The organism is Telluribacter roseus, from assembly GCF_017355915.2.
In the GTDB taxonomy this organism is placed as follows: Bacteria; Bacteroidota; Bacteroidia; order Cytophagales; family Spirosomataceae; genus Telluribacter.
In genome coordinates this window covers 288,998-306,067 of sequence record NZ_JAFEUV020000007.1, presented here as the reverse complement: position 1 = coordinate 306,067, position 17,070 = coordinate 288,998, and the positions used below count along the sequence as shown (strand labels likewise).

Below are 17,070 nucleotides of genomic sequence, written 5' to 3'. Positions count from 1 at the left end.
AGGTACTGTAGTACTAGAAGGCAGAATTGATTAGTACCAGCCGAGAAAACAAGCCACTTATTCCAAACCTTTATTGTAACCATTGCCTATGAAACGATTTATCTTTACGTTAAGCATTCTTATGCTTTGTTGTAATTGTATGATTACAGCAAGGGCAAAGCAGGCTTCTCCGTTGCAGGCCAACCGGGGAAGTCAAAACCAAAAGCTCCCCAAACAGCCGCTCGTCAGGTCCCTGGAGACCAAACTAAAAGAGCTGGAAAAGCAGTTTAACGTCTCCTTTCTGTACAATTCTACCCATGTACATGGTAAGACAGTCAAAGAGGCTGTCCGGAAATTATCCCTTGAGCAGTCGCTTAAGCACATGCTGGAGCCTAATAATCTTTCATTTAAGCAGCTTCGCGAAAACTTTTATGTGATCTATCATAAAGGAGAAGGTGCCGAAGAATCAGGCATCCAGCCCAAAACAGACCCTAAGGTACCCCAGGCTGTTCGTGTTGAAGAAAATGCCCTGGCCCGCCGAACCGGTGGTGCAACGCCTTTACTGCTGGCTACTACGGCTAAAGGTACTACAGCCCAGACAGCCCTGTCCATATCTGGTACGATTACGGATGCTGCTACCGGTGAGGCCCTGCCGGGTGCCAGTGTCGTGGTGAAGAATACGGGTAAAGGTACTACCACCGATAACGAGGGACGGTACTCACTGACAGAAGTACCTGAGAATGCTACCCTTGTGGTTTCATTCATCGGGTACCTGTCTACGGAAGTGCCGGTTAATAACCGCTCCATCATTGACATCAAACTATCCCTGGATTCCAAATCTCTTTCGGAAGTGGTGGTAGTGGGGTATGGAACGGTGACCAAGAAAGACGTGACGGGAGCCGTATCCTCCATTGAAGGAAGCGAGATTAGTAATATGCCCCTGCGTTCAGCCTCGGATGCCCTGCAGGGCAAAGCCGCGGGTGTGATGGTCACCCAAAGCAGCGGTAGCCCCGGCTCAATGGGGGTAGTCAGGATACGGGGTATTGGCTCGATCAACAACTCCAACGAACCCCTGTACATCGTGGATGGACTGCCGCAGAGTAGCATTGGCTGGCTAAACCCCAACGATATCGAAACCATGGACATCCATAAGGATGCTTCGGCGGCGGCTATTTACGGATCACGGGCTTCGAACGGTCTGGTGATGATCACGACCAAGAAGGGAGCCAAGCGGGAGGTTATGAACGTGTCTTTCGACAGCTACTACGGTTTTCAGTCGCCCTGGAAGCGCCCTTACATGCTCAACGCCGAAGAATTCATTACCTATAAGAACCGGGCCGCCCAGGCCGTAGGCGCCGCTTTACCCATAACGGATGCCATGAAGGCTGAGGCCCTGCGGTTTGTGGAAGCCAACACCGGTGCCGGTGGTACCGACTGGTGGAAGCACATCACCCAGTACAATGCCCCCATCCAGAACTACAATATCTCCGTGTCGGGTGGAAGCAAAAAGGTGGACTTTGCCTCCTCACTGGGTTACATGGATCAGAAAGGGATCGTACGCGGATCTGACTACAGCCGTATTTCCTGGCGCAACAACATAACCTCAGATATCAGTGATCGGGTAAGGCTGGGCTCTAACATGGCTGTCATCTACGAAAGCCGTCGCAACATTAACGAGAACAATCCCTTCTCGGGTACTATATTCAGTGCGATGACCGCCGACCCTATTACGCCGGTCTATCGTAACAACCTGACCAACATCCCTTCGTTCTACCAGACGATCATGAACGGGTACGACGCCAGTAACCCCTTCTCGCAGTACGCCGGTGTACTCTATACCAACAAGCCCAACCCGGTAGCGCAGATTGAGCGCATGCGCCAGAGCGTCTGGGAAGGGATAAGCCTGAAAGGGGGCGCCAACCTCGAAATCAAGATCATTGAGCCGCTGCGCTTCCGCAGCAACTTCGGTCTGGATATTCACCGGGGACTTTCCAAAGGCTTTACCCCCCAGTACCACCTCAACGGCTACGATTACAGCGTGTTCAATACCGTGAGCAACTACTCCTACTGGTCCAATTACTTCCTGTGGGAAAATACCCTGTCGTACAACCAGGTATGGGGGGATCATCACGTAACGGCTTTGGCCGGTACGTCAGCCGAGCAAACCAGGGGACTTGAGTATGGCGCTTCCAAGCAGGGGATCGTGAATAACGATGTCGATATGCGGATCATCAACGCGGCTACGATCAATCCCGGAGCATCGGGCTATACCTACTCCAACGCGCTCAACTCGTACTTTGGGCGGGTTACCTACAGCTACGCTGGTCGCTATGTCGTGGCGGCTAACATCCGTAGAGACGGTACTTCGCGCTTTGCCCAAGACTACCGCTGGGGCACCTTCCCGTCGGTATCGGCCGCCTGGAATTTCACCAACGAAAACTTTGTAAAAGACGCTGGGCTGAAGTGGCTGTCGGAGGGTAAGCTGAGAGCGAGCTATGGATTGATAGGTAACCAGAACGTGGGTAACGGAGCGTACCTGTCTACCTACGGCAACAACGGCCGCTACCTGTTTGGTAACAATACCACGGGCTACCTGGGAGCAGGAAGAACAAGCATCGGGAACCCCATCCTGCAGTGGGAAACGTCCAAGCAGACGGATGTGGGTCTGGATGTAGGGCTGTTTGAAAATAAGGTAAACCTGACGGTTGACTACTTCAATAAGGAGATCGACAACATGCTCCTGATCGTGCCCCTGCCTACTACGCTAGGCTACCCCAACTTCCCCTGGTCCAACGCGGGTAAGATGGTGAATAAAGGCTGGGAGTTTGCGCTGGGCTATGATAATTCCATCAGAGGCTTCACCTATGGTGTACGAGCTACGCTGTCTACCTTCCGGAACGAGGTACTTACCCTGGGAGGTGGCGAGCCCATCCATGCTACCGCCCACCTGGGTCAGGTCTTCACTAAAACCGAAGAGGGAATGCCCGTTGGCTACTACTACGGATGGCTCACGGATGGTATCTTTCAGACCCAGGATGAAGTAAATAGTAGTCCACAGAAAGGTCTTTCTACCCCCGGTGATATTCGCTTTAAGGATATCAATGGCGACAATGTACTGAATGCCGATGACCGTACCCTTATCGGTAATCCCTGGCCGGACTTTATCTACGGCCTGACCCTGAATGCCAGCTACAAAGGCTTTGATATCAGTGCCTTCCTGCAGGGCTCACAGGGCAATGATGTCATGAACATCCTGCGCTACGATACCGAAGCGGGTACCGGCTGGTACAATGCTCCCAAAGGCTTCCTCGAGAAAGCCTGGAATGGCCCAGGTACTACCAACGAGTACTATAAGATCTCGCAGAATGCCGCCCTGAACACCAATGTGTCTGACTACTTCATTGAGGACGGTTCCTATATGCGTATGAAGAATCTGCAGCTCGGGTACACCATACCGGCCAGCGTTCTGGACAAGGCTAAGATCCAGCGGGTAAGGGTGTATGTAGGGTCACAAAACCTGTTTACACTCACCAAGTACTCGGGCCTGGACCCGGAGATGGGATCCACTGATCCGAAGCTGATGGGGATTGATCAGGGGTACTTCCCGCAAGCCCGCACCTGGATGTTTGGTATCAACGCCAATTTCTAAGCCCGGCTATCAACGAATTGAGTCATTCTTAACTTGAAATAAGATTATGAAAAAATTATCAACCCTACTGTTCGTATCCTTCCTGACCCTGATGGGAACATCCTGTTCGGAAGATTTCCTGGACCATACGCCGCCGGGCAACCTTACCGACCAGACCTTTTATAACTCTCCTGATGCAGCTTTCAAATCACTGGTTACCTGTTACCGCGGCTTCTACAACTTCTGGGGGTACGAAGCTGCCCGGGCCGAACTGGGAAACATGGCCACCGACGATAGCGACAAAGGAGGCTCTGACGCCGGTGACCGTCCGTTCGTGACGGACCTGGGCTACGGAAGAGCCCTCTCCTCCAACGAAACCCTCTCCGGCTACTGGGCTGCCTGCTACGCTGCCATCGGGAACTGCAATGTGGCGCTGGAACGCTTGCCGGAGGCCAACCTGATTGATGCCAGTGGTGCTCCGCTTTCTGACAACCTCAGGAACCGGTACCTGGCCGAGATCCGTTTCCTGCGGGCTATGTTCTATTTTGAGCTGACTAAGGTATTTGGAGGCGTACCGCTGATCACCACGACGCTGACCGTGGATGATCGTACCAAGCTGAACCGGGCGACCAGCAGGGAAGTTTTTGAATTTGTGGAGAAGGAGCTCCTGGCCGTTGCCAATGATCCCGATATGCTTTCGGCGACCTCCATGCAACCTGCCGAACTGGGCCGAGCCACCAAAGAGGCTGCCTGGGCGCTACTGGCCCGTACCTATCTTTTCTTCGCCAAGGATGATACGGCTCTGTTTGCCAAGGCCAGAGATGCCGCTAAAAAGGTAATCGATTCCAATGCGTTTGCCCTGCACCCGGAGTACCAGGAAATTTTCCTGGAGCACGGCTACAAGACCAAGGAAGCTGTATTCTCAATCATCATGGGGGATGTACCTGCCGTACCCATCTACGGTAGTACTACGCCGGTCTACACCTCACCCCGGGGAGCCACCGGTGGCTGGGGCTTTGATATGCCTACGCAGGATCTGGTCAATGAGTTTGAGGAGGGGGATCCTCGTCTGCTGTTTACCATTATTGAGGAAGGGGATGTATTCCCCCGGCTGAATGGTACGACGGAAGTACTTGACTTCTCTACCTATGCTAACACGGGGTATCATAACAGAAAAAGTTACTTACCCGAATCCCGCCGGGGGCAGGGATGGGGCAATGACGCCTGGACGTACCATCCCATTCGCTACGCGGATGTACTGCTTATGTACGCGGAGGCTCTGATCGAGAGTGGTGGAAGCAAAGAGGAAGCTGCCAGCTACATCAACATGGTACGCCAGAGAGCGGCCAATTCGACTCCTAAAGACGTGGAGGCCGTGTCGCGCGTACTGAAGGTTGCGGATAAGGAACTTCCCGACGTGAAGCCCACCGATGACCTACGTAAGGCGGTACGTCACGAGCGCCGCGTGGAGCTGGCTATGGAGTACCACCGACTCTTTGATCTGATCCGCTGGAATACCCTGGTTGAAACCATGAACGCTTTCTCTAAACTTCCCTTCTCCAATGGTAAGGGGGCTAACTTTACCAAAGGGAAGAGCGAAGTATTCCCCGTTCCGCAGGTAGAGATCGACCGTTCGGGCGGTTCTATTGCTCAGAATCCCAATTATTAATCTTTCCTTCCAGGGCACCCCAGTCTACCATGGCTGGGGTGCTTTTTATTCTCGCCGGGGTAGTCGTAGCCCGGCTGTAAGTTAGTCGGATGTGCAGAAATGCCGGCTGGCAAAGTCCTTAACCCAGACCCGGTTGGAAGGCGATAGTGGCCGCCACTAAATCAATTTCAGGCTTTCATCACCTTTACCCTATATTCACAGATCCGGAGTCCGGACGGAGACTGTTCCATGTCGACTGGATGTACTCTGAAAAATAAAGTATTGTTAATTACTAACCCTTTTTTAATGAACAGACGTAGTTTTTTACAGACAGGGATCCTGGCCGGGACGGGCCTGAGCCTCATTACCCCCGAAACTGTCTTCGGCAATGATTATGCAGTCGCCGCGGGGAAAAGAGTAGGTGTCATAGGTCTGGATACCTCCCATAGCGAAGTTTTTACCAAGATGATCAACGCCGGGGGAGCCGATATGAGGGGCTATCAGGTAGTAGCTGCCTACCCGCACGGCAGTAAGGACATCGCCTCAGCCCTGAAGATGAAGCCCAATATCATCAAGGCGGTACAGGAACAGGGCGTAGAGATTGTGGATTCTATTGAGGATTTGCTGCAAAAGGTGGATGTAGTGCTGCTGGAAAGTAACGACGGCCGCCCCCATCTGGAGCAGGCCCTACCCGTATTTAAAGCCGGAAAACGTGTATTCATAGATAAGCCCATTGCGCCTTCTCTGGAAGCTACCAGGGCTATTTTCAGGGCGGCCGAACAGTACAATACCCCCTTATTCACTTCTTCCGCCCTGCGGTTTGATGCCAATGTGCAGAAGGTAGTGGGGGGATCCATTGGTACGGTGACCGGCGCTGATGTATACACTCCTGCCGAAATTGATAAAAATCACCTGGACCTGGCGTGGTATGCCATCCACGGGATCGAGATGCTCTATACCGTCATGGGGACAGGTTGTAAGAGCGTAGCTCGTACCTATACCGACGGTACGGATATGGTCGTAGGGGTATGGGATGGGGACCGTATCGGCACCGTACGCGCCATCCGGAAGGGAGCCTCCAGTATCGCCGGAACAGCCTTTGGTGAAAAAGGCATTGCTCCGCTTGGCCCCTTCTCGACCTACGAGCCACTCGTCAAGGAGATTGTCACGTTCTTCGAAACCGGCCAACCACCCGTTTCCCCCAAAGAGACCATTGAAATCTTTACTTTTATCAACGCCGCACAGGAAAGCAGGCGCTTAGGAGGTAAGGCTATCAAGCTCAGCTAATAACGTTGCCAGGTACTGCTTACAAGTCTTCATTCTGTCAGGGAGAAAGTCGTAATGGCTTTCTCCCTAATTTTTCAAGTACCTCCTCATCCAGGCTTAGCTCACAAAAAGTGCATCCATGGTCAGGTCATTCTGGACCAGTCCCGTAGAGTGGGGATTGGCTTTCAGGCCGAAGGTGGTAATCATTGTCAGAAATACGGATTTACGGGTACCGGTTTCCGCTTTGAACGCGCCTATTTTGTTGCGCAGCTCGGCGCTGTATTTCTTGTCGATGACAAAGGGACTGATGGAGAATTTCATTTCACATAGGTTGATCACCTGATCCCGCCGGTCTATTACCAGGTCGATCTGGGCGCCACCTTCTGCACTCGTACTCCGCCAGGAAGAGGTGGTGGTCTGTACGCCGCTGATGCCCAGGGCCTGCTTGATCTGGGGGAGGTGCCACAGGCAAACCTGCTCAAAGGCATAGCCCGACCAGGCCCGGTACTTTGGCGTATCCAGCATGGATATCCAGTTGTACTGCTCGTTCAGGGAAGTATCCTGTATAAACCGGAGGTAAAACAAGGTGTAAAAGTCCACCAGCTGGTACAGGCTGTTACGCGATTTTTTACCATAGGGGCTGTACTTTCTGATGAAGCCGCTTTCTTCCAGCTCATCGAGCAGGCGGGTAGTACTTCCGGCACTGGTCAGTTTCGCAGCCCGGATAATCTCATCCCGCGTTAGCCCTTTGGCCTTCATCGCCAACGCCTTCACGATGCTAAGGTGCCGCTCGTAGTTCTTAAAAAGGGACCGGTACAGGTTGGTAAACTCATTGCGCAGGAGTCCGTTTTCCGAAAAGGTGATGCGTTCAATGTTCTGCATGGCACTTTGACCGGTATCTATTTCCTCCCAGTAGTAGGGTACGCCACCCAGTACCATGTACAGCTGGATGATCTGGTACCGGTCCAGCACTGAGTGTCTGGACTGCAGCAACTGCTCGCATTCGTGCAGGGTAAAGGGTACTACCTTGATCCGCTTGGTTATCCGGTTATGCAGGCCGCCCCTGCTATTGATTAGGGTATGCAGCATCCAGGACGCCGCCGAGCCGCAGGTGACCAGCACGATATCAGTACGGGCGGAAGCCCAGCTATTCCAGAAATGCTCCAGCGCCTGCACAAAGCCCGACCCGTGGGTATCAAACCAGGGCAACTCATCAATGAATAGCACCTTTCGGGGCGTATCCAGCCGTTCCAGGTAGGCAATGAGCTGTTGAAAAGCCTCCAGCCAGGAACCCGCCGGGGCGTAGGTAGTGCTACTGTCGGCTTTCTGGAGCGCTAGGCAGAAGTTGGTAAGTTGCTGGCTCAGGGTAGCATTGGCCAGTCCGGTGGCTTCAAATGCAAACTTACCCCTGAAAGCATGCCGGATAAGAAACGTTTTCCCAACCCGCCGGCGGCCATATACAGCCACAAACTCGGATTTATCCGAATGCAGCACAGCCTGTAAAGTATCCAGTTCCTGCTGCCTTCCTATAAGTTTCTTCATATACTACTGCGGAATTTGGCCATAAGTATAGTTAGTTTACTACTTATGGCCAAATTTACTGACAAACTTGGCTTTAACCAAATAGTACAGCATAGGTAAAGCCAGAGTGGGAGTATATTGGGTAAAAGATGCAGTTGCTCACGGGCAGCCTGTAAAAGAAAAAGTCATGGGACCTATTTCAGAAACAATAAGCCTTTTGTAAATTGGGTAAGAGTAAAAGGTCTGAAAGTACTCACTCGACGGCCTTTCATAATGGTACTACCTCCACGGTAGTGAATCCTGATGAAACCCACTCTATTATTTTTCATTCAAACCAGGATGGGGCTATCGATCGAGGCAACTCTGTGTGGAACCGGCTGTACGGGCAACGGTCGAAAAAGGTAAATCGGCAACGAGGCCATGAATAGCATCAGCCCCTGCTCCTATGGATCGGAGCAGGGGCTGGTACCAACAGTTTATTTACACAGTACGGATCAGGCGGTTTCGAGTACTACGTCCTTCTTCTCTTCGCTAGCCCTTCCCTTGTCAATATCTCCCACCAGGAATATATACGAGCAGGCGCCTACCAATCCCAGAGCTCCGATGAATAGAAGGGCTGGTTTGAAATCTCCGTCCTGCGCCAGAAACCCGATTGCAATGGGAACGACAATGGAAGCCAGATTACCCATGAAGTTAAAGACTCCCCCGGTAAGGCCGATCAGGTGCTTGGGGGAAAGAAGGGATACGAATATCCAGGAGATCAGCGCCATACCCGCTCCAAAGAATGACAGGGCCATGAAGAAGATGATGGAAGCGGTATCATTACTGTAGTTAGCCCCTACTATACTTACCGAGATCAGCAAGCCGATGATGATCGGTACCTTGCGGGCCATACCGGCTGACCGGCCCTTTTGGACGAGGTAGTCCGAAACAAAACCAGACAGAAGCAAGCCAGCGCAGGCGGCCAGAAAAGGCACCGAAGCCAGGTACCCCGACTTAATAAAGTCTAATCCCCGGTACTGCACCAGGTAGGTGGGAAACCACGTTAGAAAAAACCAGAGGGTAGCATTAACCGCAAACTGTCCTATGTAGACGCCCCACAGGGTCCGGCGGGAGAACACCTGCTTGAGGTTGCTCCACTGCCACACCGAGGCCTGGCTCCCCCTACCGATTTCGTTCCGGAAGTGTCCGCCTCCCTCTTCAATGTAGTTTAGTTCAGCCTCGTTTACATTTTTGGAGTCAAGGGGGTCCCGGTACAGGATGTACCAGACTACTCCCCATACCAGCCCCACAAGACCTGTAATTACAAACAACCCTTTCCATCCGAAATGGTACTGGATGGTCATCAGAATGGGAGTCAGAAAAGCCAGGCCGATGAATTGCCCCGACACGTACATGGCAATGGCCGAGGCTCTTTCCTGCTGGGGAAACCAGCTGGTGACAATGCGGTTGTTAATAGGATAAGAAGGTGCCTCAAAAGCACCTGTTGCCAGGCGTAGGGCAAATAGCCCGGCAAAGCTGCTGACAAATCCCTGAAACAGCGTAGCCAGTGACCAGGTAACCAGGCAAAATCCGTACAGAATACGGGGCCCGAACCGATCAGCCACCAATCCTCCCGGTATCTGCAGAAAGGCGTAGGTCCAGCCGAAGGCGGAGAAGATCAAGCCCAGTTGTACCGGCGACAGCTCCAGATCTTTCCCAAGCGCGGCTCCGGCGACAGATATGTTGCTGCGGTCGAGGTAGTTGATGACCACATTGATAAATACAAGAGCCAGCATACTGTACCGTACGCGGGTTCTTTTGCTACTGCTACTCGTTTGTTTCATAAGGGTTGAATGGGCTGAAGTGAAATTGTGATGTACGGGTAGAAAAGGCACTGAATGCGCATAGGAAGCTGACCCTGCTACCAGGGGCGGCAGTCGGCAGCATTAGCCAAAAGCTCAGGTGAACAGGTATTTACTATGCGGTAGGGAAGCTGAGATTTGGGAACTGCGAAAAGCCGTTCCAATAGTAATTCAGCACCGGATGCAGGTATCTATTTTGGTGGATCGGGAAGCAGGCGCCTGCTGTGTTACCAGACTATGTAGAAGCCTTAGGATGTACCTGAAGTGTATAAATTATTTTCCAGAAAATAGTAAAGTAGAATAATTGTGTACTTTTAACATAAAGATAACACTTATACCAAATTCTATTCCATTCTCTATGAGAAACTACTACCTACTGCTGGTCTGTCTGCTTGCCCCATTTCTGGCCCAGTCACAAACGGCGCCAGCCAAAAAGCGGTTACCCATTATTGATGTACACGTACACGCGATGAAGGTGAATCCAAACTTTTCCATGGAACTGTGCCCCTGGTTTCTGAGGGATATGCCGGGTGGTGATCCCAATGGAGCCGCCCCTTCTTTTCTGAGCCAGGACTGTGTGGATCCCCTACAGCCGGCTAAGACGGATCAGGAAATGCAGACGGCCCTGCTGAACACCATGGAACGCCTCAACATGACCATCGTAGCCTATGGAGATGCTGAGATCCTGCACAAGTGGAAAAAGGCCGCTCCCAACCGGGTAATCGCCGGTATTGGTGTCAGCTCACCCAGCGACATGACTGTGAAAGCCTTTACCGACTCCCTATCGTCAGGCTTTTATCAGGTCATGGCCGAGGTAGCGCCGCAATACCAGGGTATGTCCCCCAGCGATATGTCACTGGATGCCTATTTTGCCGCCGCAGAGAAGCTCAACATTCCCGTGGGTATCCATATGGGAACGGGTGGTAACGGAATGGCGAACCTGACGCAGCCCAAGTACCGGGCTTCGCTGGGAAGGCCCTTCCTTCTGGAGGATGTACTGGCGCGTCACCCCAAGATGAAGATATGGGTTATGCACGCCGGCTACCCCATGGCCGATGAAATGATTGCGCTGATGGGAGCCAATGCGTACGTATACGTGGATCTGGCAGGATTTATCTGGAGCTACCCGCAGGCGGAAATCCACGCGTACATCAAGCGCCTGGTGCAGGCGGGTTTTGGGAAGCGTATCCTGTACGGCACGGATCTGATGATCTGGCCTAAGCTCATCGAGACTTCCATTGGCATCATTGAAAATGCTGATTATCTTTCGTTCGAGCAGAAGCGTGACATCCTCTTTAACAATGCCGTCCGCTTCTTCCGCCTGGATGCCAGTAAATTTCAATAGATAGGTTTGTACCCCTATGCAACCGGGATAGCTGGTGATACATAAGCAGCTATCCCGGTTGCATTCTTTTTTGAATTCTCTTCCCACTCATACCTTCCCAAATTCTTCATCCAGGCATAATACTGGAATAATACGCTGACTATTCCTTTGGGGTTTCAGTTAACTATTTATCCTAATCTAATGCATCTGGTTGTAAGAGTACTATTTCTCCTATTTCTCCCTTTCCTTTCCTATTCCCAAACCAAAGGTCCGGATCCAGCCTACAAACTACTCAGAGGAAATTCGATCATCCAGAGCAAAAATGTCTACCTGCTCACCCTGATGGAGCAGCTGCCTGATGTCAGAAGGCTGCTTGAAAAGGATGAGGTACTAAAGAAGCTGGCAGAAACCAAGAAGGAACACCTGTCCCGCGCATTAAAGGACTGCGGCAACCAAGTTCCCTGCTACACGGCCCCAATGAAGTTTACACCCGAGGAAATCCAGCTGGTCAGTGAACGCCTCTCCACCCTGTACGCCCCCACCAACGAACTGGGTACACTGGTCGGGCAGCACCTGATCCCTTCGGGTACCTATATCCTGCACGCAAAGGCTTTGCCAGCCGAAGAGCTGCTGATCAAAGCCTGGGAGCAGGATGCCAATGCCGTCAATCACATACTGGAAGTATATGCCGAGGGCAAAAAGCCCAACTATCCCGCCATTGACTCCATCGCATTCAAGGTACATTCGAAGAGCTTTAGCACCCTGGTTTGGGACGTCACCGAGATGGTCCGACAGGAGGAAAAGGGGGCACTATTTTTTCGTCCTTCGCTGGCCTTTGCCCTCCGCATCCTGGAAGTGAATGACCGCAGCGAAGCCGCCGACTATGAACCCATGGAAACAACGGTGAATGGGGCTGCTTTCAGCAAAGCCAGAAAGGTAGACTGGAAAACCTACACGTACTCGCTCATACTGATACCGGGGGCTGGTCCCTCCAATCCCGACGAAGCACTAAGCCCGGGCGGTAAGCTCCGGTGCCGTGTAGGCGCACTCCGGTACTTCGATGGAGTGGCTCCGTTTATTGTGGTCTCGGGAGGGCGGGTACATCCCTACAAGACCAAATACAGCGAGGCTTACGAAATGAAGAAGTACCTCATCAACGAGCTGAAAGTACCCGAACATGCCATCATCATGGACCCGCACGCCCGCCATACCACCACCAACCTACGTAACTGTGTACGCCTGCTGTACCGCGCAGGCATGCCGGTAGATAAGCCGTGCCTGGTCTCCACCATGCGTCAACAGAGCTACTACATCACCAGGGATCTTTTTGAGCAGCGGTGCCTTAAGGAGATCGGCCACATCCCTTACCGCCTGGGAAACCGGCTCAGCGATACTGACTTTGAATTCTATCCCGTACTGGATGCCTTACAGATTGACAATGACGAACCCCTTGACCCCTAGCCACATGAAACAACTACTCAAAGGGGCACTGGTACCCGCCATACTTGGCCTGCTGGCTGTTAGTTCACAGCTTCCTTTTAAAGCAACCATACATAAATCGCTGTCAGTAGACTCTCTGGGAGCCTGCCAGGGAGTGAGCTACTTCCAGAACAAGCTATTCCTCTACGGAGACCGTGAAGTAGGAATGATTCGTGAGTATAAACTGACTCCTGATTCGCTGAATTATACGGGGCAGGAGTATCGCCTGACTATGGAGGGGAAAGATGTGATCAATCATCCTACGGGTATTGCCTACCGTGGCGATGGTCCCGTATTCATCGGCAACAGCATCCGACTCAACAAGGAAGGTACCTTGTGGAAGGCCCTGATCTACCACGTAGACTGGGAGGGGCTGAGGAAGAACAAAACACTGGATGGCAACCTGATCCGAACCATTGAGGATGACGCCTGTATACAGGGTACCTGCCCGGAGTACGTACAGTACGAGGGAAAATGGTACGTAGCCACCGCCGACTATGGCGACAAACGGAATGAGGTAAGGCTATATGATCCTGAAAGGTTGAAAACGGCCGAAAAAACCTCTGAACCCGGTGTACTATACAAAAAGTTCTCCTGCGGCCCCTGGGTACAGAACCTCCACTGGATACCGGAGAAGGGAATACTAGTGCTCATCCAGAATCAAATTGAAGGGCGGAGATGGCGACTCACTTTTCTGGATTTAAACAAATCGTTACGTAGTGGTCAGCAGCATGTACTCGGCATCCAGGATTTTGACAAAGCCGATGAACTGGAAGGCTTTACGCTGTTGGAAGGGGGACAAAAAGGTATGGCCGTGACCTCTTCCCGCAAAGAAAACGTACATTTCCTGAATCTTCAACTCTAACCCCCTTCCTTCAAAACATCATATTCTGGTAATAAACCCTACCCATTGGGGTAACATTGAGGAAATACATTTGTGGCTTGCCAAGGGCTTTTTGACAAAGCACCAGAAACAAGTCCGGATGTATTTTTTTATTGCTTCAGTACCATTTTTTAAAGACGTTACGTCAGTATGAAAAAACAATTTTTACCAATCATTCCCATCGCGCTGGCAGGGGCACTCCTGGTAGGGTCAGCCGGCCGAAGTTATGCTGTGCCGATGAAAGGATTCCCTCACCTCGTAGGAAAGAGTACTCCGCAGAAGGCTGTCGTCAGAGTGACGGGCAAAGTAGTGGATGAAAGTGGGGAGCCACTCCTGGGAGTAACGGTTCTGGAAAAAGGACGTAATAAAGGTACCGTTACGGATGTAGAGGGCACCTTTTCACTGGAAACAGAAATAGGAGCAACTTTAGTATTTTCTTTTGTAGGTTATACGGCTCAGGAAGTTACCGTTACGGATACGAAAAATCTCACTATTACCCTGAGGCAGGATGCCCTGATGCTCAATGAGGTAGTGGCCGTCGGCTACCAGACGCTACGGAAAAGCGACCTGACCGGTGCAGTAGCGAGTGTAAAAGCCAAAGAACTTAACCTGACTGCCCCTACGGTAGGCCAGGCGCTGGTAGGTAAGGTAGCCGGGGTACAGATATCGCAGGTAAGTGGTGCTCCCTATGTATCTACCAAGATACGAGTACGGGGTGTGGGGTCGGTTAACGCCAGCTCTGACCCCCTTTACGTGATTGATGGCTATCCGGCGGGTAATGATGTGTTCATCAACCCCAATGATATTGAATCTATTGATATTCTGAAAGATGCCGCCTCCGCGGCTATTTACGGATCCCGGGCGGCAGGCGGGGTAGTACTTATCACCACTAAGCGAGGTAAGGAAGGCAAAGGGCGCCTGGAGTATGACTATCAGTTTGGGGTAAATCAGTTGAGCAAAAAAGTCGATCTGCTCAATTCCACGGAATTTACTCAACTTCTGATCGATGCCCGCAACGGTACCTACCGTGACCTGATGGTGAACTCCGGCAAATCATGGTCGGACGAGATGTACTCGCACGACAATGCCACCCGGATTCGGAATGTAGGCAATGCGGGTAGTGTCAGTATCCCTACGGATCTGTACGATCTGGCCACCCAATCCATGATCCAGCCGAAGTATAATACCGACTGGCAGGACGAGCTATACCAGAATGCCCTGGTGCAGCGGCATAATGTATCGTTTACGGGCGGAAAGAACGGCGTACGCTATGCTCTGAGCGGTGGGTATCTGGATCAGCCCGGCATTATCCTGAGCACCGGTCATAAGCGGGTTAACTTCCGGTCGAACCTCGATGCGGAGCTCACCCGTAAGCTTAAGGTAGGAGCTAACGTGGCCGTGACCTCTAACACCAACCGGGAGGTTCAGGAAGGTCGTTTCCACCAGGGACCTATTCTGGGAGCTCTCATTTACATGCCTATCTTCCGCGCTTACAATGAGGATGGTTCACTGGCCAAGAATGAAGCGGCGGCTTTGAGCTCGGGATTTGGATATCAATCTATTGAAAACCCGGTGGCTCTGGCTACCGAAACCCACATCAACCGCCGGGGACTACGAGGTACCTATAATGGCTTCGCTACCTACGAGATCATCCGGGATCTTACCTTTAAGGTAAACCTGGGTATGCAGACCTACAACGAGAAGTACGAATTCTATAAGCCTACCAGCCTGAGTAGCGGGGCCAACCCACCCGGCTCACCCCAGGCTATCGCGGCGGCCTATGCCGAATCCCAGATGCTCACCCAGATGGACCAGCTGGCGGAATTTACTCTCAACTATCGGAAACAGTTCGGTAAGCATAGTCTGGATGGTCTGGCCGGGTATACCGCTCAAAAAAACATACGTGATGTAGTAGCGGTACGGGGCAATGGCTTCCAGAACGACCGGATCGAAGAGATTACCGCGAAGGGAGCCGATGCGACAAACTTTTCAATGTTGTCGGGTACCGGCAAAACCGAATGGTCACTCCTGTCGTACCTGGCACGGGCCGTGTATAACTACGACAACCGCTACTACCTGACGGCTTCCTTCCGTACGGATGGTTCCTCACGCTTCGGCCCTAACAACCGCTGGGGTAGCTTCCCCTCTGTTTCGGCGGGCTGGAATATCTCCAACGAATCCTTCTACGGCGACTGGCTGGGCGCGGCTTCCACCCTGAAGCTTCGTGGTAGCTGGGGATTGAGCGGTAACAACAACATTGGTAACTACAACTTCCTCCAGACTATGGCAACCCCGGGTGGAGTCGTATTTGGTAATGGTACCGTACACACCGCTATGTGGGCCGAAGGCATCAAAGACCTGAACCTGGGTTGGGAGACCACGTCGCAGTTCAACGTGGGAGCTGACCTGGGTTTATTCAACGACCGGCTTTCCATCATTGCCAACTACTACCACAGCCGCTCGTACAACCTGCTCTTCAACCAGCCCCTGTCGGCTATTTCAGGAACATCGACCATTCTTACCAACCTGCGCAATTCGAAGGTGGAGAACAAAGGCTTTGAGATACAGGCCGACGCCCGGGTTTTATCAGGCCGCGATTTCAACCTGAACCTGAGCGGAAATATCTCCGTTAACCGCAACAAGGTATTGGATATGGGTGGTGCCAGCACCATCATTACCAACGGGGCCGAGCGCTCGTACCTGACCCACATTACCACGGAGGGACAACCCATCGGTATGTTCTACGGCTTTAAGGTGAAAGGCATGGTACGCCAATCCGATATGGAAAACCTGGCCATTGACGATGCGAACTACAACGCCGCTACCCAGTCATTCCCCGAAGGGTACGTACTGAAAGGACCGGCCCGCTCCACGGCTTCTTCCAATCCGCTACGCCCCGGCGACCTGTATTTTGAGGATGTGAATGGGGATGGTGTGGTCAATGATGCGGACAAGGCTGTGATCGGAAACCCTCACCCCAAGTTTACCTTCGGCTTTAACATCACGGCCAGCTACCGCAACTTTGACTTTACGTCTTCCTTCAACGGTACCTATGGCAACAAAGTACTGGACGGTCAGGACTACTACCTGTTCAACATGGAGGCCTCCGGCAACCAGTACAGTAAGGTGCTCAACCGCTACCGCTCTGAAACTGAACCCGGCGATGGCGTAGTGTACCGGGCTGCCCGCGGAGGTACCCAGAGCAACAGTACCCGTTTATCTACCTTCTATGTACGTGATGGTTCATTCCTCCGTTGTACCAACCTCACCCTTGGCTATAACGTCCCGGCCATCTCGGCTCTTACCCACAATGCCATCAGCAACCTCCGGCTGTTTGTAAGTGCTGATAATGCCTTTACCCTAACAAAGTACCTGGGTTATAACCCTGAGGTGGACTACAACAACGGTTCCAACCTGACACCCGGCGTAGATTACGGTAAATACCCACTGGCTCGTGCGTACACAGTAGGAGCAAGAGTTACTTTTTAAGAATTAGCA

At 52.1% G+C, this 17,070-nt stretch carries 9 protein-coding genes; 7 read left to right on the top strand and 2 right to left on the bottom strand.

Annotated elements, in window-relative coordinates; all coding sequences use genetic code 11:
* Nucleotides 1-139: 139 nt before the first annotated feature.
* The 3 genes from JTN23_RS15205 to JTN23_RS15195 all read left to right on the top strand — a co-directional run bounded on the left by JTN23_RS15205 (nt 140) and on the right by JTN23_RS15195 (nt 6,542).
* A complete protein-coding gene (locus tag JTN23_RS15205) occupies nt 140-3,628 on the top strand; it encodes a SusC/RagA family TonB-linked outer membrane protein (protein WP_247235709.1) in 3,489 nt (1,162 codons plus the stop codon).
* Between the two features lie 46 nt (nt 3,629-3,674).
* Nucleotides 3,675-5,276 carry a RagB/SusD family nutrient uptake outer membrane protein gene (locus JTN23_RS15200; RefSeq protein ID WP_247235708.1) on the top strand — a complete coding sequence of 534 codons (1,602 nt, stop codon included), beginning with the start codon at nt 3,675-3,677 and terminating at the stop codon, nt 5,274-5,276.
* A gap of 285 nt (nt 5,277-5,561) precedes the next feature.
* On the top strand, nt 5,562-6,542 hold the full coding sequence (locus JTN23_RS15195; RefSeq protein WP_247235707.1) for a Gfo/Idh/MocA family protein: 981 nt from the start codon (nt 5,562-5,564) through the stop codon (nt 6,540-6,542).
* Between the two features lie 96 nt (nt 6,543-6,638).
* Here JTN23_RS15195 and JTN23_RS15190 read toward each other — a convergent pair whose 3' ends face one another.
* Both JTN23_RS15190 and JTN23_RS15185 read right to left on the bottom strand, forming a co-directional pair.
* Nucleotides 6,639-8,063, bottom strand: coding sequence for an AAA family ATPase (locus JTN23_RS15190; RefSeq protein ID WP_247235706.1), 1,425 nt, complete (start codon nt 8,061-8,063; stop codon nt 6,639-6,641).
* A gap of 473 nt (nt 8,064-8,536) precedes the next feature.
* Nucleotides 8,537-9,868, bottom strand: a complete 1,332-nt coding sequence (locus tag JTN23_RS15185; protein ID WP_247235705.1) for an MFS transporter — start codon at nt 9,866-9,868, stop codon at nt 8,537-8,539.
* Between the two features lie 376 nt (nt 9,869-10,244).
* Here JTN23_RS15185 and JTN23_RS15180 point away from each other — a divergent pair, with 376 nt between their 5' ends.
* From JTN23_RS15180 to JTN23_RS15165, 4 genes are all read left to right on the top strand, one after another.
* Nucleotides 10,245-11,231 (top strand): amidohydrolase family protein, encoded by a 987-nt coding sequence (locus JTN23_RS15180; RefSeq protein WP_247235704.1) that lies wholly within the window; start codon nt 10,245-10,247, stop codon nt 11,229-11,231.
* A 321-nt stretch (nt 11,232-11,552) separates the two neighbouring features.
* A complete protein-coding gene (locus tag JTN23_RS15175; RefSeq protein WP_247235703.1) occupies nt 11,553-12,671 on the top strand; it encodes a YdcF family protein in 1,119 nt (372 codons plus the stop codon).
* A 4-nt stretch (nt 12,672-12,675) separates the two neighbouring features.
* Nucleotides 12,676-13,554 carry a hypothetical protein gene (locus tag JTN23_RS15170; protein ID WP_247235702.1) on the top strand — a complete coding sequence of 293 codons (879 nt, stop codon included), beginning with the start codon at nt 12,676-12,678 and terminating at the stop codon, nt 13,552-13,554.
* A 168-nt stretch (nt 13,555-13,722) separates the two neighbouring features.
* Nucleotides 13,723-17,061, top strand: a complete 3,339-nt coding sequence (locus JTN23_RS15165) for a SusC/RagA family TonB-linked outer membrane protein (RefSeq protein WP_247235701.1) — start codon at nt 13,723-13,725, stop codon at nt 17,059-17,061.
* Nucleotides 17,062-17,070: the final 9 nt, after the last annotated feature.

Bases quoted from the DNA above. Each gene is read 5' to 3' on its own strand.
- JTN23_RS15170 (WP_247235702.1), top strand. From the start codon at position 12,676: ATGAAACAACTACTCAAAGGGGCACTGGTACCCGCCATACTTGGCCTG.
- JTN23_RS15190 (WP_247235706.1), bottom strand. From the start codon at position 8,063: ATGAAGAAACTTATAGGAAGGCAGCAGGAACTGGATACTTTACAGGCT.
- JTN23_RS15180 (WP_247235704.1), top strand. From the start codon at position 10,245: ATGAGAAACTACTACCTACTGCTGGTCTGTCTGCTTGCCCCATTTCTG.
- JTN23_RS15205 (WP_247235709.1), top strand. From the start codon at position 140: ATGATTACAGCAAGGGCAAAGCAGGCTTCTCCGTTGCAGGCCAACCGG.
- JTN23_RS15200 (WP_247235708.1), top strand. From the start codon at position 3,675: ATGAAAAAATTATCAACCCTACTGTTCGTATCCTTCCTGACCCTGATG.
- JTN23_RS15165 (WP_247235701.1), top strand. From the start codon at position 13,723: ATGAAAAAACAATTTTTACCAATCATTCCCATCGCGCTGGCAGGGGCA.
- JTN23_RS15195 (WP_247235707.1), top strand. From the start codon at position 5,562: ATGAACAGACGTAGTTTTTTACAGACAGGGATCCTGGCCGGGACGGGC.
- JTN23_RS15175 (WP_247235703.1), top strand. From the start codon at position 11,553: ATGGAGCAGCTGCCTGATGTCAGAAGGCTGCTTGAAAAGGATGAGGTA.
- JTN23_RS15185 (WP_247235705.1), bottom strand. From the start codon at position 9,868: ATGAAACAAACGAGTAGCAGTAGCAAAAGAACCCGCGTACGGTACAGT.